The organism is Pseudomonas sp. MF09156 (assembly GCF_059862305.1).
This window is the reverse complement of the sequence record NZ_JCBCUR010000001.1, coordinates 632385-649418: the sequence shown is the minus strand read 5'-3', so window position 1 is coordinate 649418 and position 17034 is coordinate 632385. Positions and strand designations below refer to the sequence as shown.

The window sequence follows — 17034 nt, the reverse complement described above, 5'->3', positions numbered from 1 at the left end:
ACAGGTCAGCTATGTGGTCAAGCTCTATGGGGGGGCCGTCATTGCCCGCGCACCCGGTGACGAGGTAGCGGTGTGTCAGCGGCTGATAGAGTGCCTGCCCGTGGAAGTTGAGCGAGTGAGACAAGAGTTGGCCCATTCATCATCACGAGTAAAAGGAGGATCCCGGCCCCATGAAGCTGACCAAGAAGCAACGCTCCGAGCTTCACGCTAAATTCGCGGGCCGGTGCGCATACTGCGGTGTGCCGCTGGGTGGTCGGTGGCATGCCGACCACATGGAAGCAGTATGGCGAGAACCTGAGCGGGTGAACGGCCAGTACACCGGCGCCATCGTTTTGGGGCGGCCAGAGAACCACGCCATCGGCAACATGATGCCCGCGTGCGTGCCGTGCAACTTGAGCAAGGCAGCGATGCCGCTGGAAATCTGGCGAGAGCGCCTTGCCGGACACGTCAAGTCACTCAATAGCTACCACCCCATTTACCGCCTGGCCAAGTCCTATGGGCTGATCGTTGAGACAGGCAAGTCTGTCGTTTTCCATTTCGAAACAGTGGGGCTGCTGAGCCCTGTCAATCAAAGGAAGTGAAACATGGCCAGCTCCTACACCATTGAATCGTTACTACGCCCTGCCGTCGAACTTTATACAGTTTGTGTTTGCGTCGCTGCAGCACTGCTTTGTATTTTCGCGCCTTGGGCGTTTGCTCTGACGCCTTTATTCGGAGTGATTGCCGCTATAGGATTTTTGGGTCTTGGGTTTGTTCGTCTGAAACAGGTCCTGGTGGTGTTGCGTTACCGACGTAATATTCGACGCCTGCCCCACTACACGATGACCAGCAAAGATATTCCGGTCAGTAATGAGCGGCTGTTTATCGGTAAAGGCTTTCGCTGGACTCAAAAACATACCCAGCGGTTGATGGACACCTATCTCCCCAAATACGCCGAGTATGTCGAGCCAACCTCGATCTATACCTCAGCGCGGCGTGTTGAGGAGCGATTGGAGTTCGCCCCCTTTCCGATCAAGCTGCTGACCAAGGCCACCTCGTGGAACGTCGCTATTAATCCAGCGAGGCCACTTCCACCCGTCGGAGGCTTACCGCGCTTACACGGTATAGAGCCGAGCGAAGGTGACGTCAGCCTGCCATTGGGTGAACGGGTTGGACACTCCCTGGTACTGGGCACTACGCGGGTGGGCAAGACCCGGCTGGCCGAACTGTTTATCACCCAGGACATCAGGCGTATTCGCAAAAAAGACCGTGAAGTCGTGATTGTCTTCGACCCCAAAGGCGATGCTGACCTGCTCAAGCGCATGTACATCGAATGCAAACGCGCAGGTCGACTGGATGAATTCTACGTGTTCCATCTGGGCTGGCCTGACCACTCCGCCCGCTACAACGCCGTTGGCCGATTTGGTCGGATCTCGGAAGTGGCCACCCGTATTGCCGGTCAACTGTCGGGAGAAGGCAACTCGGCAGCGTTCCGCGAGTTTGCTTGGCGTTTCGTCAACATCATCGCGCGCGCTTTGGTGGCCCTCGGACGTCGACCGGACTACGAGCAGATCCTCAAACATGTGACCAACATTGATGCGCTGTTCATTGAGTACGCACAGAAATACTTTTCTGAGCATGATCCCAAAGCCTGGCAATCCATCGTTGAGGTCGAAGGCAAGATCGATCGTAAGAACCTCAGCTTTGCCATGAAGGATCGCCCACTGCGCGTGATAGCCCTGGACATGTACCTCACTCAGAAACGCATCTCCGACCCTGTGATGGAGGGCCTGCGATCAGCTGTGCGTTATGACAAAACCTATTTCGACAAGATCGTCGCCAGTCTGCTACCACTGCTGGAAAAACTGACCACGGGGCGTATCGCAGAGCTGCTGTCTCCTGACTACATGGACCTTGAGGATCCACGCCCCATCTTCGACTGGATGCAGGTCATCCGTAAACGTGCAGTGGTCTATGTCGGTCTTGACGCCTTGTCCGACACGGAGGTGGCTGCAGCGGTGGGCAACTCGATGTTCAGCGACCTGGTGTCAGTCGCGGGCCACATCTACAAGTTCGGCATCGATGACGGTTTACCCGGGGCCTCCGGCACCAAGGTAGCGATCAACGTGCATGCTGACGAATTCAACGAACTGATGGGCGATGAGTTCATTCCGATGATCAACAAAGGCGGCGGCGCCGGCATGCAGGTCACCGCCTATACCCAGACTATGAGCGATATTGAGGCAAAGATTGGCAACCGCGCGAAGGCTGGCCAGGTTATAGGTAACTTCAACAACCTGTTTATGTTGCGTGTGCGCGAAACCGCCACCGCCGAACTGCTGACCAACCAATTGCCGAAGGTACAGGTGTTTACCAGCACCCCGGCCAGCAGCGCCAATGACGCAATCAACGGCAAGGCCGCTTTCACCTCCAACACTCACGACCAGATCCAAAGCGTCAGCGTACCGATGATCGAGCCGGCGCACGTGGTTGCGCTGCCTAAGGGGCAATGCTTTGCCCTGATCGAGGGCGGCAACCTGTGGAAGATTCGTATGCCGTTGCCGGCAAGCGATCCCGATGAAGTCATGCCCAAGGATCTTCAGGCCTTGGTTGAAGGTATGCGCAAAGGATCCGGTACCAGCAGCGACTGGTGGCAAGTGCCGGGATATGAGGCGTTGAATGAATCGCTTCCTGATGACCTGGTAGATGACTTCCGTCAGATGGCCAACAACGGAAAAGCCGCATAGGCCTGAAGGAGTAAGGCCATGGCCGATATCGCGGAAAAAGCCCAACAGCAGCAGGAAGGGCAAAAAACCTTTCTGGGTATGGTGTTTTCAACGCCCTTTCACTTCCTTGGAGTGATGTTCGGCTCACTGCTGGGCGCCATCCTCGTTGAATGGCTGTGCATGTACGTATTCTGGCCAGAAGCAGGCTGGAAACATGCTCAGCAGATGTTCCAGCATGAATTGAGCTGGCTGTCCCAAGACCTGCTACAAAGCGTTGTGATCAAAGAACCGGGACGCACAGCAACCTGGCTAGCACAAACAGTCTATGACTGGCTAATGGTGAAAACCGGCCTGCAGGACAGCATCAACGCACTGACCCAGTACGCCCGCTCCACATCGCAACAACAAGCGGGCACCTTCAATCTGCGCTACGAGCTCGGCCGGGTGATGATCAAATTCCAGGACTACGGCTTGGCTGCGCTGTACACCGTGCTGACCTTCTGTGTGCGAATGGTCATTCTGACATTGACGATTCCACTGTTCGCACTGGCGGCGTTCACTGGCTTGGTCGATGGCCTGGTGCGGCGTGACCTACGTAAATTCGGTTCCGGCAGGGAGTCCAGCTACCTGTATCACAAAGCGCGGGGGACGATCATTCCCCTGACCATCGCGCCCTGGACGGTCTACCTAGCCATTCCCATCAGCGTTAGCCCACTTTTGATTCTATTGCCTTGTGCGGTGCTATTGGGTGTGTCCGTCTATATCACTGTCTCCAGCTTCAAAAAATATCTTTAAGGAGACACTGAACAAATAGCCCGTTCGCACCGCCCCCATTTTCAAGCCGGCTCTTTCAACCTGCCGGCCTTATTTTGCGTTTCTGGGGCATATTTCTGCCCTCGTTTTGCTGATTAGCGGGCCAGCTCCGCCTTTCAGGCGGATTTATCCCGCCGTCCGTTGCAAATACTGCTTGGCCAGCACCAGATTGGCCAACCCAAACAGACTGAACAACTGCGCCGTATTTTTTTCCAGTCCACGGTAGCTCTGGGACGAAGACCTTGTCGATGATCAGCGTTTTGCTGCCACTGCCGCACATACCGATGGCGTACCAGTCATCGCGGATCTCATAGTCGCTGCGAGGCAGCACTGCAAAACAGTAATCCTGAGTACCTTCAGCGTTTTTGCGACGAAAGCCCACGATCGCCCATTCGGCGTGATCGCAGCCACTGCTCCAACCCATCTCACCACTGAACGTGACACCGCCTTCGACCTCTTCTGTACGACCAAAGGGAGCAATGCTGCTGCTGGCGGTTGCATCCGGATCATCGCCCCAGATCTCATCCTGCAGCTGGGCAGAGAACATCGCGAGTTGGTGGCTGTGGGTGCACAAAAGGCTCATGGCCCAAGCAGTACTTGCGCAAGAGCCCGCGAGCAAAGCAATGCAATCAGCGAACTGCGGCAAGGAGATTTCCATGCCACCAAATTTCTTCGGTTGAAAGGCGCGATGCATGCCGATAGTTTTCAACAGCGCGATATTTTCGGCCGGAACTTGGCGGTCCTCTTCCGCCTGGAAGGCGTTGGCGGCGATAGTCGGCAGAAGGGACTTGAGGTCTTCGAGCAAGGGATTAGGCTTTTTCATGGTTCGACTCTGCTTATTATTGGATGCGTTGCGGTCGTTCATGACAAACACAGGCGTGACGAACTGAGCAAGGTGAGCCCCTAGTCAACTTGGTATTGCAAGACAACCACTAAAAGAATACGAGTCCAGTATGAAAGCCAACGCCGATGAGAAAAATGCACCTTCCAGATGGAAGATTGCACTTTTCATAGTGTATGCCTCCAAAGCTTGCAGCGCTGAGTAACGCCTGTGAACATGCCGATCTCGAGAATGTCACGAAACGGCGCGGTGACGAACGTCACCTCACGCGAGTCATCCCAGTCTGGATAAAGAGGCAACAACCATGTCAGTGCAACTCACTGTGATCGACCAAACACCGATACATGGCGATCGCCCCCCAACCCATGCCCCGCACACTTCGCTGGAGCTAGCGAAAGCCTGTGACACATTGGGCTACCATCGATATTGGCTCGCTGAACATCACAGCAGCATTCAGTTTGCCGGTCCGGCGCCCGAAATTCTTCTGACTCACATCGCCAGCCATACAAAACACATGCGCATAGGCAGTGGCGGAGTAATGCTGACTCATTACAGCCCTTACAAAGTCGCAGAAGTCTTCCGTCTTCTGACATCGCTTTTTCCTGGACGCATTGACCTTGGAGTTGGGCGCGCGCCAGGAGGCAGTCAGTTGAGCAGTGCCGCCCTTGCATTCCCCGCGCATCTAAGTGACGTGGATCACTTTCCAGAGCAAGCAGCACAACTATGCGCTTACTTGAGAAACAGCTTTCCGGCCGCCCACCCTTTTTCGCAATTGCATTTTCCGCCCAATGACGGCGCGTGTCCTTCACTCTGGATGTTGGGATCCGGCGGAGGCAGCGCCGGCCTGGCCGGGCAGTTGGGAATGGGTTTGGCGTTGGCTCGGTTCATTGCCCCACAAACATGCACGCCGGCAATTTTTGATCATCACAATCAAGCGCTGGTCAACGCGGGGCATGATCAGAAGCCCCAGCGGCTACTGGCACTTGCGGTTGTCTGTGCTGAAACGGATGAACAAGCCCGATTCATCGCAGGCACGGCTGTTTATCGTAAACTGATGACTGGCCGCGGCCCGCGAGAACCGCTTTTAAGTCCAGAGGAAGTCGAGCGCCGCAGGCAGCGAATGACAGCAGCTTTGCGTGCTGAATTTGATGAGATGCTGGAGAGTATGATCGTCGGCTCGGCCTCATTTTGCCGTGCGGAAATCCTCCGACTCTGCAAATCATTTGGCACGCATGAAGCAGGAATTGTCACCGTGACCCATGGGTTTGAAGACAGGCTCGCCAGCTATGAACATCTCGCTCAAGCACTCCTTGCGAAATAGCGCTGTCGAGAACTGTGCGGGGCCTAAGCATGAACGAGTTGCTCTGTCAGCACCCCGCCCTTTCTAATTCTTCGCTGCCTTTAAAAACCTGCGCATCTGGCATCGCGAATAGTGATGGTTGAGAATCTGTCACGGGCTCGGAATAATTAATCTCCATGTTCCGTGATCGGTGGAGAAAGTGAGCACCTTTAAGCAACGGCCACCAACTTCAATTGTCTTTGTTAAGAACACCTGCCCCCCCTGCTCGGCGGCACAGGAATGCAACGGTGCGCCTGATTTCACGAGATTGTCACTAGCAGCCAAGCCATGGCATGGATATCCAAGACTTTATCGCGGCGTGTTCATAGCATCGAGTTTTCGAAAGCCTCCATCGTCTTAATCAGGAGACCCCCATGAGTTATCAGATTGACGAAGAACTCAAACTTCAGCGCTACGTGCCTGAAGAGCAATGGCCAACTCTAGCGGAAATGGCCGACGGTTTTGGCGAGCACAAATACCCGGCAACAGCTGCACTGGCGGGGAAAATCGTCAATTTGCAATTCGACAACGGTTGGGTGATTGAACATAATTTTGTTGATGCCACCACTTTGAAGTGGACCATTCTTGAAGGCGAAGGTACTGGTTTCACGTCGACCGACACGTATGAAGCGGTCGAAGTGCGCACCGGAATATTCTTCGTCGAATTCTTGAAACCGGCTTACCAAGAGTCGGCAACGCTCATTTGGAAACTTGAAACCGGCGATGTGCTCGCAGCCGTTTCATCTTTTTATGATCGAGAGGGCGAAAAGCGCACCCGTACTGATTTTGCGACGGCCGTAGTTCAGGGCCTACCTGGAGGCGCTCCGATTCTGCAGTCGTCCAGTTTAGTCGGCAAGCGCGTGCTGTACCGCTACAGCTCGGACGATTGGTACGAACATGTGTATTTCGGTCCCGAAACCATGGCTTGGCACTGTGTGAACGGCGCTGAAAAAGGTCTCGCGGATGTGGAAAAGTGTGCGTATTTCGACGTAGCTGAAGACCTCTACGTTTTGTTCTGGACCGAGACGATTATGCCAGTCGAGTCGGTGATCGCTGTGGACTTGAAACAAATGCGCTCGATCGGCCGTTTCTTTTGCTGGGATCCCAAGCCCGCCAAGCTGATTCACCTGACGTTCGGCTCCAAGGCGACGCCTCTTAATGCAACCCGGTATCCGACCGTTTTTGAAGAATGAAACAGAAGATCACGCGCATTATCCCGCCAGAGCCTTGAGGCGGAAAAACTCCTTCATTCTCTCGACCAAAGAGCGGATGAAGGGGGTGCAGTTTCAAGAATCAGGCCTTCTATCCCGAGTAGTTCGCCACTGTCAGTGAATATACCGGTTCCCTTCTCCAGTACCCACTTCACCTCCCCATTCTCGCAGCGGATTCTGTAGGTCAGAGCGTAAGGCTCTTTTCGCATGAGGGCACTCTGTACACCTTCCCAAATATAATCCGCGTATTCAGGGAGGATAAGCTGACCATAGGTTCCGTTTATGCCGTCGCGAATAGACTGTGCGCTATACCCCGTCAGTGCCTCGCATCCGTTACTTGCGAATTCCATCGTCCACTCACGGTTGATTCTCCCGCGATACACCAGGGCAGGGAGACTATGAAGCAGGTCTGTGGCACTTCGATAGTCGGCCTGCATCTGGATGGCCTGCTGGCGGCTCGCTGTTCGATCAATAAAGGTCAGATAGAGCTGCCCCTCATGACACTGGCAGCTGACCTCGCCCCAAAGCAGCTTGCTCGCTCGGTCAATGAAACGAAGCTCGAGGGTCTGCGGTGCACCAGGCATAAGCCGAGCGCTCACTAGCAAGTCCAGCCACCTCCCCTTGTCTTCGTGGTGAACCGCCGATTCAAAAAAATCGCCAACGGTGCAGTGCATTCGCCCATTCCAATGACGGTTGTGACGCACTATTCGACCGTCCTCTCCCACCACTATCACAGGAACAGGGAGGGCATCCAACCACTCTGGCTCGCGCATAGATTCAGTGAGAGACATTGGGTTTTCCACCTGACGCCGGAGGCGAGTTTTGGATCATCCAAGTTGCGAGCTCCAGACGGGAGCGCATTTTGAGTTTGCGCATCAGGCTTTTTACATAGACCTTCACCGTTGCTTCGCTGATCTGCATATCGCGCGCAATCAGTTTATTGCTCCGGCCATGGGCGATTAGCATCAACGTCTGCCTTTCGCGATTAGTGAGTGACGAGTTCAGTTGCTCGACAGCATTAGTATCAACAGTACCCGTCTCAAAATTATGTTCGGCGACCAAAGCCACCAGACTTTCGCTCAAGGTAGCGTTGCCGGTAGCGCAAGAGCGAACGTATTCAAGCAAAATCTCCGGGTCGGTATCCTTCAATATGAATCCCTCAGCCCCCAGCCGAAGTGCACACAGAAGTTCAGTTCGATTGAGTTCCGCAGTCAGTACGATTATCTGGGCGGTAACCTTCAACCTTTTGAGCTCTTCCAACACGTGCAATCCATTCATGCCGGGCATGTGCAGATCCAGCAGCACAAAATCCGGCTTGAGCCTGAGCACCAGCTCAATGCCTTGTTGCCCATCCCCTGCTTGTCCAATCACATCGAGGTCGCAGGTGTCGGCAAACATTTCGGCCAGCCCTCGACGCAGCAGCGGATGATCATCGATGAGTACAATTGATGTCTGGCTCAATGGCTAGCTTCTTCTGCGTGAGTGGTGATTGGAAAGAACAGACGGATGCGTGTCCCGCCTTCCTCCCTGATGGCGATTGCGAAGTCAGCGCCAATCGAGGCAGCGCGCTCTTCCATGATGGTGATGCCGTAGTGTCCGGAACCTTGCACGCTCGGCGGCAAACCCACGCCGTCATCCTCGACCTTGATGAGCACATAGCCGGGGGAGTTGGCTCGTAACTCAATGCTGACGGTCTTCGCGCGGGAATGGCGAATTGCATTAACAAGCGCCTCCCTAACAATGTGCATTAACTGTAGTTCCACCTCGGCACCCAAGAGGCCATCCGGAAGACGATTGTCCAGATTGAAGACTATGTCACTGCGCGGTGAAAGTTCGTGCACCAGTTCGCTGAGGGACTGTCGCAACGATTTTCCGCTAAGGCTTAATCGAGCATGGCTGATCAACTCTCTGACCCGGCGCTGAAGTCGGCTCAGCCCAGCCCTCAACTCTTCAGCGAGCGGCCTGGCCTTTTCAGGCTGGCGGATTTTGCGTACTAACAAGCCCATTTGCAGAGATAGGTAGGCAAGTTCCTGAGCAACTCCATCATGCAGGTCGCGAGCGATCATCGATGCCGGCGCCGACGTCGACGTTACCACGGCCGATGCTGAGGCAAACCCATGCGCGGTCCCTAACGCCTTGTCTATAAACTGCGCTATTTCGATCAGCCACGGTCGGACATTCGGCAAATTAGCACCCTTGGCTGCCAGGCTCAAAACACCGTTTCCAGAAAGCGGGATACGCACTGCGGTGTCCTCGGACTCTAGCGACTGATCGACGAACTCGAGCTCAAGTTCAATTGGCGGGATCAAGCCTGAAATGGCATCCACGAATGTCTGTACCGCGTCCAACGGGTCGACGCGATTCATCAACGCGAACAGCAACTCGATCTGTAACCGATATTGCGCCTGCTGATCCAGAGGGCAATCGTTCGCCATGCAAGTAGTCAAGCGCCCTCCTAAAAATTATCACGCGATCAAAGTCATGGAAGAACAGAGCAATTTTCGTACCCCATCCGCGCCTCTACCTCTTTAGCGGTACTGCCAAGGAGTAGCTTGCAGGGCGATTCCTGGCAGGAAACTATATATCCCAACAGGAAATTACATCATACGGAGTGATGACTGGTTGGCTCAGCATTTCAAGCAGCACCAATAGAAGGCGGCAAACGCCTCACACGGTCGATCACTGCACACTTTTAAGACTGCCCATGACGAAACCATAGCCGGACCTATTCCGGCAGAGAGTTGATCACGGAGAGCAGCTATGGCTGATTCAAATGTATGTCCTCATGCTCCATTCAAAAGCGTTCCGCTGTATTCCCCTGTGGTTTTTAACAGGTATGCCACACGACACGTATTCGTGAGTGATGGGACGGATAGCGATGTCCGCGACCGGATGATTATGGAAGTCGGCGCTGAAACCGATCTAATTTCGCTAAGCATCGGATCACCCTCCATTGCAGATAAGAACGAACTGCACCAAGCGCTGTTCAATGTGCTACGAGATGCCAGGATCGGAATCCATCTTTACCTGTTCGGCGATGAATCATTCATCTGGACGTTGCACGCGCTGGCGGTTGCCCAAGGGCTTTCAAATGAAGAAATAACCCTTGGCCATTCCGGAAGTAGAACCCATCAACTGATTTATTGCGTTCATTGCGCAGACCTCCAAACGCAGCCGGTACGACACACAGTGACCTGCCAAAACTGTGGAGTCGAACTCGAAGTGCGAGCGCACTTCTCACGCAGGTTAGGTGCTTATCTGGGTGTATGTCTGAACGCCGACGAGCCTTACGGGCGGGATGTTGCATGAACAATTTCATCAATGTCCGGGTCAAGGATGTGCGCGTCATCACGCCGGTCATCCGTGAATTCACTTTCGAACCCACAGAATCGAAACTACCGACTTACTCGGCGGGAAGTCACATCCAGGTGCACATTCCTCTGGAGGAAAGATCGCTTCGAAATGCTTACTCGCTCGTGGGCGATCCTGCCCAATGTGACACTTACCGCATCGCAGTTCGATTGCAGTCCCCCACTCGAGGTGGCTCAGCTTACATGCACAGCGAGGTGAAGGTGGGCGATATGCTTCGACTCACCAAGCCAGCCAACCTGTTTCCTATTCACTCACAAGGTAGACATCACGTCCTGATTGCTGGCGGCATCGGAATAACCCCGTTTCTATCCTACATCGAACATCTGCTAGCCCAGCACGCCTCCTTCGAGCTGCATTACGCCTACCGAAAAGGTCTTACGGATGCTTACCTGGATCATCTCCAAGGGCGCCTGGGTAACAAGCTGAATCTATATGAAAGCCTGGAACGCCCTCTCGATGTAGCGACCATCCTGCGCGACCGCCCACTGGGTTGTCACCTCTACACATGTGGTCCGGAGCGGCTTATCAACAGTGTTCAGGAACAGGCCAGCAACATCGGCTGGCCTTCTGGTCGGATCCATTGGGAGGCGTTCTCCAGCGCAGAAGCTGGCCAGCCCTTCAGTGTGAAGTTGGCCCGTGGGGGACAAATCCTGGAAGTGAAAGGTGACGAAAGTCTCCTCGAAGCGCTTGAAGCCCAAGGGTTTGAGATCCCCAACATGTGCCGCGGCGGCGTTTGCGGGCAATGCGTAACCCGTTTTCTAGACGGCGATGTTGATCATAGAGACAACTTCCTGACCTCCATCGAACGCAGCGGCAGCCTGATGCCCTGTGTCTCGCGCGGCTGTGGCAACTCACTCGTTATCGACCTCTGAACGGCAGTTGGAGCTTTACCATGACTTTGAAAATGAAACCCATCGAGACATTTCGAGGCGATTTCACTTACCGCAACAGTCCAGAGGCAATCGCTCGGTTTCCGTTCCCGTTTCCTGAAGACCAGTACATGTACTCAGTGAACATTGAGCCTGCCACGTCAAAGGATCCAGGCTCCGTTTACGAGCATTGGTTTGATATCGACGAGCACTACAGGTCTGAAATGTCCGAGCGTGCGCTCGTGCTGCAGAATGATCCGCGTCGCTATCTTGTGATGCCTCATATGCAAACCGCGGCGTGGGATGCCCTGCAGATGTACATGGAGCATTTGAGCAGTGACTATCCGCAATTGTTTACCCTCAACCAAACGGGTAATCGTTGGCATTGGCAAAACCATGTACTAGACATTGATCAGCATTTTACCTTCGGCGACGCGACAACTCTGCCCTATGAGCCACTCGAGTTCATTAGTCGCCAAGTGCAAGGCGATGTCGCCCTCTTGGACCAGCGTGACGGTGATCTGTTCATGGACGCAGGAATGATTACCTGCCCGGCCGACTGGTCGCTGGCATTCGACGCGGGCATGAGTTTCAAACAATGGCACACCCCGGTGCCGCTGGCCCACGATCTGGGTATTTTCGATCGAGCGCTCAAGTACCTGCTCAATATTCAAGTCGACAAGCCAGTACGGAGATTGAACTGGACACTGACTATCAACCCACGCATGGACACCTCACCCGAGACTTTCCACGAGTGGGGAAAGGATCGAAGCAGTGTCACGACTGAAAATGCTGGCGAGCTTGTGCATTTGCGCGTCGAACAGCAATTCATTGCAAGGCTGCCTCGTAGCAACGCAATGATGTTCGGGATCCGCACCTATCTGGCCAGTATGAACGAACTGACCACCAATCCGGCTTGGGCCACGCGACTGCATCGCGTTCTACGCGATCTGCCGCAGCCGATTGCCGAGTACAAGGGGATGAACAACTACCGCGAACCGCTCGTTGAGTGGTTGAGCCAGTTCGACGTCCAAGTTTGACCCTTCCCACCACTCTCTGAAGGAAACGATCATGGCAAACTCTTGGCGCATTAGCGCTCTTCGTGAGCGCCATCTGGCGCTCGGTTCAAATCTTGAAGATTGGAACGGCATGGGCACTGCCTGGACCTATGCAACGGATCTGGCTGACCATCACGAGGCCATCCGCACCCGTGCGGGCCTGATGGATGTGTCAGGCCTCAAGAAAGTCCACTACGTGGGGCCGCATGCAGAAAGTCTGCTGAGTTACGCGACCACTCGCGACATCAGCAAAGTCTATCCGGGTAAATCCGTCTACGCCTGCATGCTCAACGATGAAGGCAAGTTTGCCGACGACTGCGTGATCTACCGCACTGGACCCAACTCGTTCATGGTGGTACATGGCGCGGGGAATGGTCACGAAATCCTGGTTCGTCAGGCTCAAGGTCGTCAAGTCGCCGTACTGTTCGACGATGACCTCCACGACCTGTCCCTTCAAGGCCCGCTAGCCGTCGACTTCCTGGCTGAGCACGTGCCAGGTATCCGCGACTTGCCGTACTTTCATCACCTACAGACCAAGCTGTTCGATCGTCCGGTGATGATCTCGCGTACCGGCTATACGGGTGAGCGCGGTTATGAAATTTTCTGCAAGGCTGCCGATGCTCCGTTGATCTGGGACAGCATCCTTGAACAGGGCAAGGATCGAGGCATCATTCCCTGCGCATTTACCGCGTTGGACTGGCTGCGTACCGAAAGCTACTTGCTGTTTTTCCCCTACGACAACTCCGAAATGTATCCGTTTGCCGACCAGAAAGCGGGCGACACGCTGTGGGAATTGGGACTCGATTTCACGGTGTCGCCAGGCAAGCAGGATTTCCGCGGTGCGACGGAACACTATCGCTTGCAAAATCAGGAACGCTTCAAGATTTTTGGCGTATTACTCGACGCGGATGTTGCCGCTGAGCCTGGCGACACGTTATGGCAGGACGGGCAGTACGTCGGCGTGATCACTTGCCCCATGTACTCGCGTCTCACTAAACGCTCCTTGGCAATTGCACGAATGAATAAATCTGTAGCCGTGCATGGGTCACCGCTACGTGTGAAAGGCAGCCTCGAAGTCGGTGCCATCGCACACGACATGCCGTTCGATGATCCCGAAAAGAAAAAGCGTATCGCTAAAGGCTGATGACTCCGGGCGCTTCTCGCAGGCGCCCTGGATACCCTGTTAACCGTTCGTAAAGAAATCCAATCCATGACCCAATACATCTTGAAAATCAGCTGCCCAGCGCGTTCGGGCATCGTAGCCGCCGTTACCACTTACCTTGCTGAAAAACAGTGCTACATCAGCGAACTGTCTCAATTTGATGATGAGTTCACTGGCAACTTTTTCATGCGCGCCGTATTTCGCTTCAATGATGGCTGCGAACCTAACATTGAAGGTGTGCGCGCGGGCTTCGATGAAAATGCCACTCCGTTTAACATGACTTGGGAGCTTTTTTCTTCGGATCAGCCACCCAAGGTGCTGATCATGGTCAGCAAGTTTGATCATTGCCTCGTCGACTTGTTGTATCGCCATCATAAAGGTGAGCTGGATATGCAAATCACGGCCATCGTCTCCAATCATCTGGATCTGCGTCCAATGGCTGAACGCCAAGGTATCCGCTTCGTTTATTTGCCGGTCACCAAAGACACCAAGGCGCAACAAGAAGCCGAACTGATGAAGATCGTCGACGATACGGGTACTGAGCTAGTTGTGCTGGCTCGCTACATGCAGATTCTGTCGGACGATCTGTGCAGGAAACTGTCGGGGCGCGCGATCAATATCCATCACTCCTTCTTGCCAGGATTCAAGGGCGCCAAGCCTTATCACCAAGCTTATGATCGAGGCGTGAAATTGATTGGCGCAACCGCCCACTATGTTACCAGCGACCTGGACGAAGGCCCGATCATCGAGCAGGAAGTACAACGTGTCGACCACGGATACCATCCTGATGCACTTGTTGCAATTGGTCGCGATACCGAAACTATTGCCCTTTCCAAAGCCCTGAAATATCACTTGCAACACCGCGTATTCATCAACCGTGACAAGACTGTCATCTTCTCCTGACTCCACTCGGGAAAAGCGCCCCTGAATTGTTGGTACCAGACAACAATGCCTGATCAGGAGCGGCTTTGCGGGCTGAACTGTCGATGGTTCGGCCCGCTTTTTTATTGGATATCAAATATCCCCACCGGCGCTCAAGACCTGAGCGTTCCGCCAGAGCAGGCCAATTCAGTCTTTGAGTTCAAATTCTGCCCACAGGCTTGCATAGGACAAACCAGTCAGCGGATGCAACTTTTCCGGGACTAGTTGGGACATTGGTTTGAGCACATAAGCACGCGTTATCAGTTCGTCACAAGGAAGCACTCGTCCATCAATGCATCCTTCCCGCTCACCGTAAATCAAAATGTCCACATCTAGCGTAACCACTGCAGGTGATTCCCTATTTCTTCCGTGTTTTAACTCAAGTTCCTTGAGCGCACGGCTGAGCTTCGGAAGCTGCAGGCACGTCGTGCCACGCACTACGAGGTTATGGAAGGCCGGAGCCTCTATACCAATCGCAGCACTTTCATAGACTGGAGAGCAACGGATGTCTCGCAAAATATGCTGTAGGTCGCAAATGGCTATACGCAGGTGACGTTGGCGCTGAGTATTACTCCCTACCCCTAAAAACACTTCCACCGCTGGCCGTGGGTCAGACATGTAAGCATCGCGACTGTTCGTGGATGCGAGCATCTGCATTCCCCAAATAAAAACTCCGCCCGAGAACAGAGTTCTGGGGCGGAGCGTGATTCGATTACTCAGTATTGTTTGCCTGGAATCCAGTTAGTGCCTGCCAGAGGCACCCGGGCCATGGCCGCAGATTCAACTGTTAGTGCGACCAAGTCTTCAGGGTCAAGATTGTGCAAATGTGACTTGCCGCAGGCGCGTGCCATGGTCTGGGCTTCCAGCACCAGCACCCGAAGGTAGTTAGCCAGACGTCGGCCGCCTTCCACCGGATCCAGACGCTTGGAGAGCTCTGGGTCTTGGGTGGTGATCCCTGCCGGATCGCGCCCATTCTGCCAGTCATCGTAGAAACCAGCCGCCGAGCCGATCTTCTTCAGCTCCTCGTCCAGTCGTGGGTGGTTGTCACCCAGAGCGATAAGGGCCGCCGTGCCAATAGCCACAGCGTCCGCGCCCAGCGCCATGGCCTTGGCCACATCAGCACCGTTGCGAATTCCACCGGATACAATCAGTTGCACCTTACGGTGCATACCCATCTCCTGCAGAGCCTGAACCGCCTGCGGGATGGCCGGCAGGATCGGAATCCCCACGTGTTCGATGAACACTTCTTGAGTCGCTGCGGTGCCACCTTGCATACCATCCAGAACGATCACGTCGGCGCCGGCCTTCACCGCCAGTTTGACGTCGTAGTAGGGACGGCTAGCGCCGATTTTCACGTAAATCGGTTTTTCCCAATCGGTGATTTCACGGATCTCTGCAATCTTGATCGCCAAGTCATCCGGACCGGTCCAATCCGGATGACGACAAGCGCTGCGCTGGTCGACTCCGATCGGCAAAGTCCGCATGCCCGCGACCCGCTCGGTGACTTTCATACCCAACAACATACCGCCGCCACCCGGTTTGGCGCCCTGCCCCAAGACGATTTCAATGGCGTCAGCCTTACGCAGGTCGTCCGGGTTCATGCCGTAACGCGATGGCAGATACTGATAGACCAAATGCTGAGACTGTCCGCGTTCTTCCGGGGTCATGCCGCCATCACCAGTGGTCGTGCTGGTGCCGGCGATGGTCGCACCGCGGCCCAGGGCCTCCTTGGCATTGGCTGACAACGCCCCAAAACTCATGCCGGCAATGGTCACCGGAATTTTCAGGTGAATCGGCTTCTTGGCGAAACGGTTGCCGAGGATTACATCAGTGCCGCACTTCTCCCTATAACCTTCGAGCGGGTAACGCGAAACACTTGCGCCGAGCAACAGCAAGTCATCGAAATGCGGCAGTTTGCGTTTGGTACCGCCACCGCGAATGTCGTAGATGCCGGTCTCGGCGGCACGCTGGATTTCCTGAATGGTCAGGCGGTCGAAGGTGGCCGACTCGCGCAGCACCGGAGGGGTCTTGTCACTCATATCTATTCTCCTCGCGCGGATCAGTACGCGGATGCGTTATCGACTTTGAAGTTGTACAACTGACGAGCGGAGCCGTAGCGCTTGAAGTCAGTAGCCTTGTGCTCGAATCCGGCTTTGTTGAGCAGTTCTTGCAACTCTTGGAGGTGTTCGGCGCGCATCTCTTTTTCGATGCAATCCGAACCGAGGGACTCGACGGTACCTTTGACGTAGATGTGGGTTTCATACAGGGAATCGCCCAAAGCGTCGCCGGCGTCACCGCATACCACCAGACGACCGGCCTGCCCCATGAAGCAACTCATGTGGCCGATGCTACCGCCAACCACAATGTCGATGCCCTTCATGGAAATTCCGCACCGTGCGCCCGCGTCACCTTCAATTACCAGCAAACCGCCATGAGCCGTGGCACCGGCCGCCTGCGAAGCACTGCCTTTGACCCGGACGTAGCCGGACATCATGTTCTCGGCGCAACCAACGCCGACGTTGCCATGGACGGTGATGCTCGCCTTCTGGTTCATGCCGGCGCAGTAATAGCCGGCATGGCCCTGAATATCGATGGACACGGTTTCGTTCACGCCGACAGCAAGGTTGTGCTTGCCGTCGGAATGGGTCACGACCCATTCGTGCTCTTGTACATTGCCGACTTGATCGTGCAGCGCTTGATTGAAGTCACGCACGGTAGTGGTGGATAGATCGATAGTTTTCAT

16 protein-coding genes and 1 pseudogene are annotated in these 17034 nt (G+C 54.6%); 10 read left to right on the top strand and 7 right to left on the bottom strand.

Going from position 1 to position 17034, the window contains the following annotated elements:
- Nucleotides 1–170 precede the first annotated feature (170 nt).
- From AC19YY_RS03025 to AC19YY_RS03015, 3 genes are read left to right on the top strand one after another with little or no spacing between them, the layout of a single operon-like run.
- Nucleotides 171–581 (top strand): HNH endonuclease, encoded by a 411-nt coding sequence (locus tag AC19YY_RS03025; protein ID WP_236361766.1) that lies wholly within the window; start codon nt 171–173, stop codon nt 579–581.
- 3 nt (nt 582–584) lie between these two features.
- Nucleotides 585–2726 carry a type IV conjugative transfer system coupling protein TraD gene (gene traD / locus AC19YY_RS03020; RefSeq protein WP_236361764.1) on the top strand — a complete coding sequence of 714 codons (2142 nt, stop codon included), beginning with the start codon at nt 585–587 and terminating at the stop codon, nt 2724–2726.
- Nucleotides 2727–2744: 18 nt separating this feature from the next.
- Nucleotides 2745–3500 (top strand): TIGR03747 family integrating conjugative element membrane protein, encoded by a 756-nt coding sequence (locus tag AC19YY_RS03015; protein ID WP_236361762.1) that lies wholly within the window; start codon nt 2745–2747, stop codon nt 3498–3500.
- A 244-nt stretch (nt 3501–3744) separates the two neighbouring features.
- On the opposite strand, the pseudogene AC19YY_RS03010 reads toward AC19YY_RS03015, so the two are convergent.
- Nucleotides 3745–4341: pseudogene (locus tag AC19YY_RS03010) on the bottom strand (acyl-CoA dehydrogenase family protein); the annotation flags it as partial.
- 322 nt (nt 4342–4663) lie between these two features.
- Between AC19YY_RS03010 and AC19YY_RS03005 the strand changes: the two are divergent.
- On the top strand, nt 4664–5680 hold the full coding sequence (locus AC19YY_RS03005) for an MsnO8 family LLM class oxidoreductase (protein WP_068578985.1): 1017 nt from the start codon (nt 4664–4666) through the stop codon (nt 5678–5680).
- A gap of 392 nt (nt 5681–6072) precedes the next feature.
- The gene (locus tag AC19YY_RS03000; RefSeq protein WP_500603849.1) at nt 6073–6891 is read left to right on the top strand and encodes a molybdenum cofactor biosynthesis F family protein; all 819 of its coding nucleotides are present in this window, start codon (nt 6073–6075) and stop codon (nt 6889–6891) included.
- Between the two features lie 53 nt (nt 6892–6944).
- Here the strand turns inward: AC19YY_RS03000 and AC19YY_RS02995 are convergent, their stop codons facing one another.
- The 3 genes from AC19YY_RS02995 to AC19YY_RS02985 form a co-directional block, all read right to left on the bottom strand.
- Nucleotides 6945–7583, bottom strand: coding sequence for a PAS domain-containing protein (locus AC19YY_RS02995; RefSeq protein ID WP_164823657.1), 639 nt, complete (start codon nt 7581–7583; stop codon nt 6945–6947).
- A 103-nt stretch (nt 7584–7686) separates the two neighbouring features.
- The gene (locus AC19YY_RS02990) at nt 7687–8370 is read right to left on the bottom strand and encodes a response regulator (RefSeq protein ID WP_068578979.1); all 684 of its coding nucleotides are present in this window, start codon (nt 8368–8370) and stop codon (nt 7687–7689) included.
- A complete protein-coding gene (locus AC19YY_RS02985) occupies nt 8367–9344 on the bottom strand; it encodes a sensor histidine kinase (RefSeq protein ID WP_265535113.1) in 978 nt (325 codons plus the stop codon). Before AC19YY_RS02985 ends, AC19YY_RS02990 begins: the two co-directional genes overlap by 4 nt.
- 325 nt (nt 9345–9669) lie before the next feature.
- Between AC19YY_RS02985 and AC19YY_RS02980 the strand changes: the two genes are divergently transcribed.
- From AC19YY_RS02980 to purU, 5 genes are all read left to right on the top strand, one after another.
- The gene (locus tag AC19YY_RS02980; protein ID WP_141698208.1) at nt 9670–10218 is read left to right on the top strand and encodes a dimethylamine monooxygenase subunit DmmA family protein; all 549 of its coding nucleotides are present in this window, start codon (nt 9670–9672) and stop codon (nt 10216–10218) included.
- On the top strand, nt 10215–11153 hold the full coding sequence (locus AC19YY_RS02975; RefSeq protein ID WP_068578975.1) for a PDR/VanB family oxidoreductase: 939 nt from the start codon (nt 10215–10217) through the stop codon (nt 11151–11153). The genes AC19YY_RS02980 and AC19YY_RS02975 overlap by 4 nt, the downstream gene beginning before the upstream one ends.
- Before the next feature lie 20 nt (nt 11154–11173).
- Entirely contained in the window at nt 11174–12190 is a 1017-nt protein-coding gene (locus tag AC19YY_RS02970; RefSeq protein WP_068578973.1) for a heme-dependent oxidative N-demethylase family protein, read from the top strand.
- 31 nt (nt 12191–12221) lie between these two features.
- The gene (locus AC19YY_RS02965; RefSeq protein WP_265535112.1) at nt 12222–13352 is read left to right on the top strand and encodes an aminomethyl transferase family protein; all 1131 of its coding nucleotides are present in this window, start codon (nt 12222–12224) and stop codon (nt 13350–13352) included.
- Between the two features lie 66 nt (nt 13353–13418).
- Nucleotides 13419–14273, top strand: a complete 855-nt coding sequence (gene purU / locus AC19YY_RS02960) for a formyltetrahydrofolate deformylase (protein WP_068578968.1) — start codon at nt 13419–13421, stop codon at nt 14271–14273.
- Between the two features lie 165 nt (nt 14274–14438).
- Here the strand turns inward: purU and folK are convergent, their stop codons facing one another.
- The 3 genes from folK to AC19YY_RS02945 form a co-directional block, all read right to left on the bottom strand.
- On the bottom strand, nt 14439–14942 hold the full coding sequence (folK, locus tag AC19YY_RS02955) for a 2-amino-4-hydroxy-6-hydroxymethyldihydropteridine diphosphokinase (protein WP_164823656.1): 504 nt from the start codon (nt 14940–14942) through the stop codon (nt 14439–14441).
- Between the two features lie 65 nt (nt 14943–15007).
- Nucleotides 15008–16330: an FMN-binding glutamate synthase family protein gene (locus AC19YY_RS02950; protein ID WP_068578966.1), complete on the bottom strand. Its 1323-nt coding sequence runs from the start codon at nt 16328–16330 to the stop codon at nt 15008–15010.
- 20 nt (nt 16331–16350) lie between these two features.
- Nucleotides 16351–17034: a GltB/FmdC/FwdC-like GXGXG domain-containing protein gene (locus tag AC19YY_RS02945; protein ID WP_068578964.1), complete on the bottom strand. Its 684-nt coding sequence runs from the start codon at nt 17032–17034 to the stop codon at nt 16351–16353.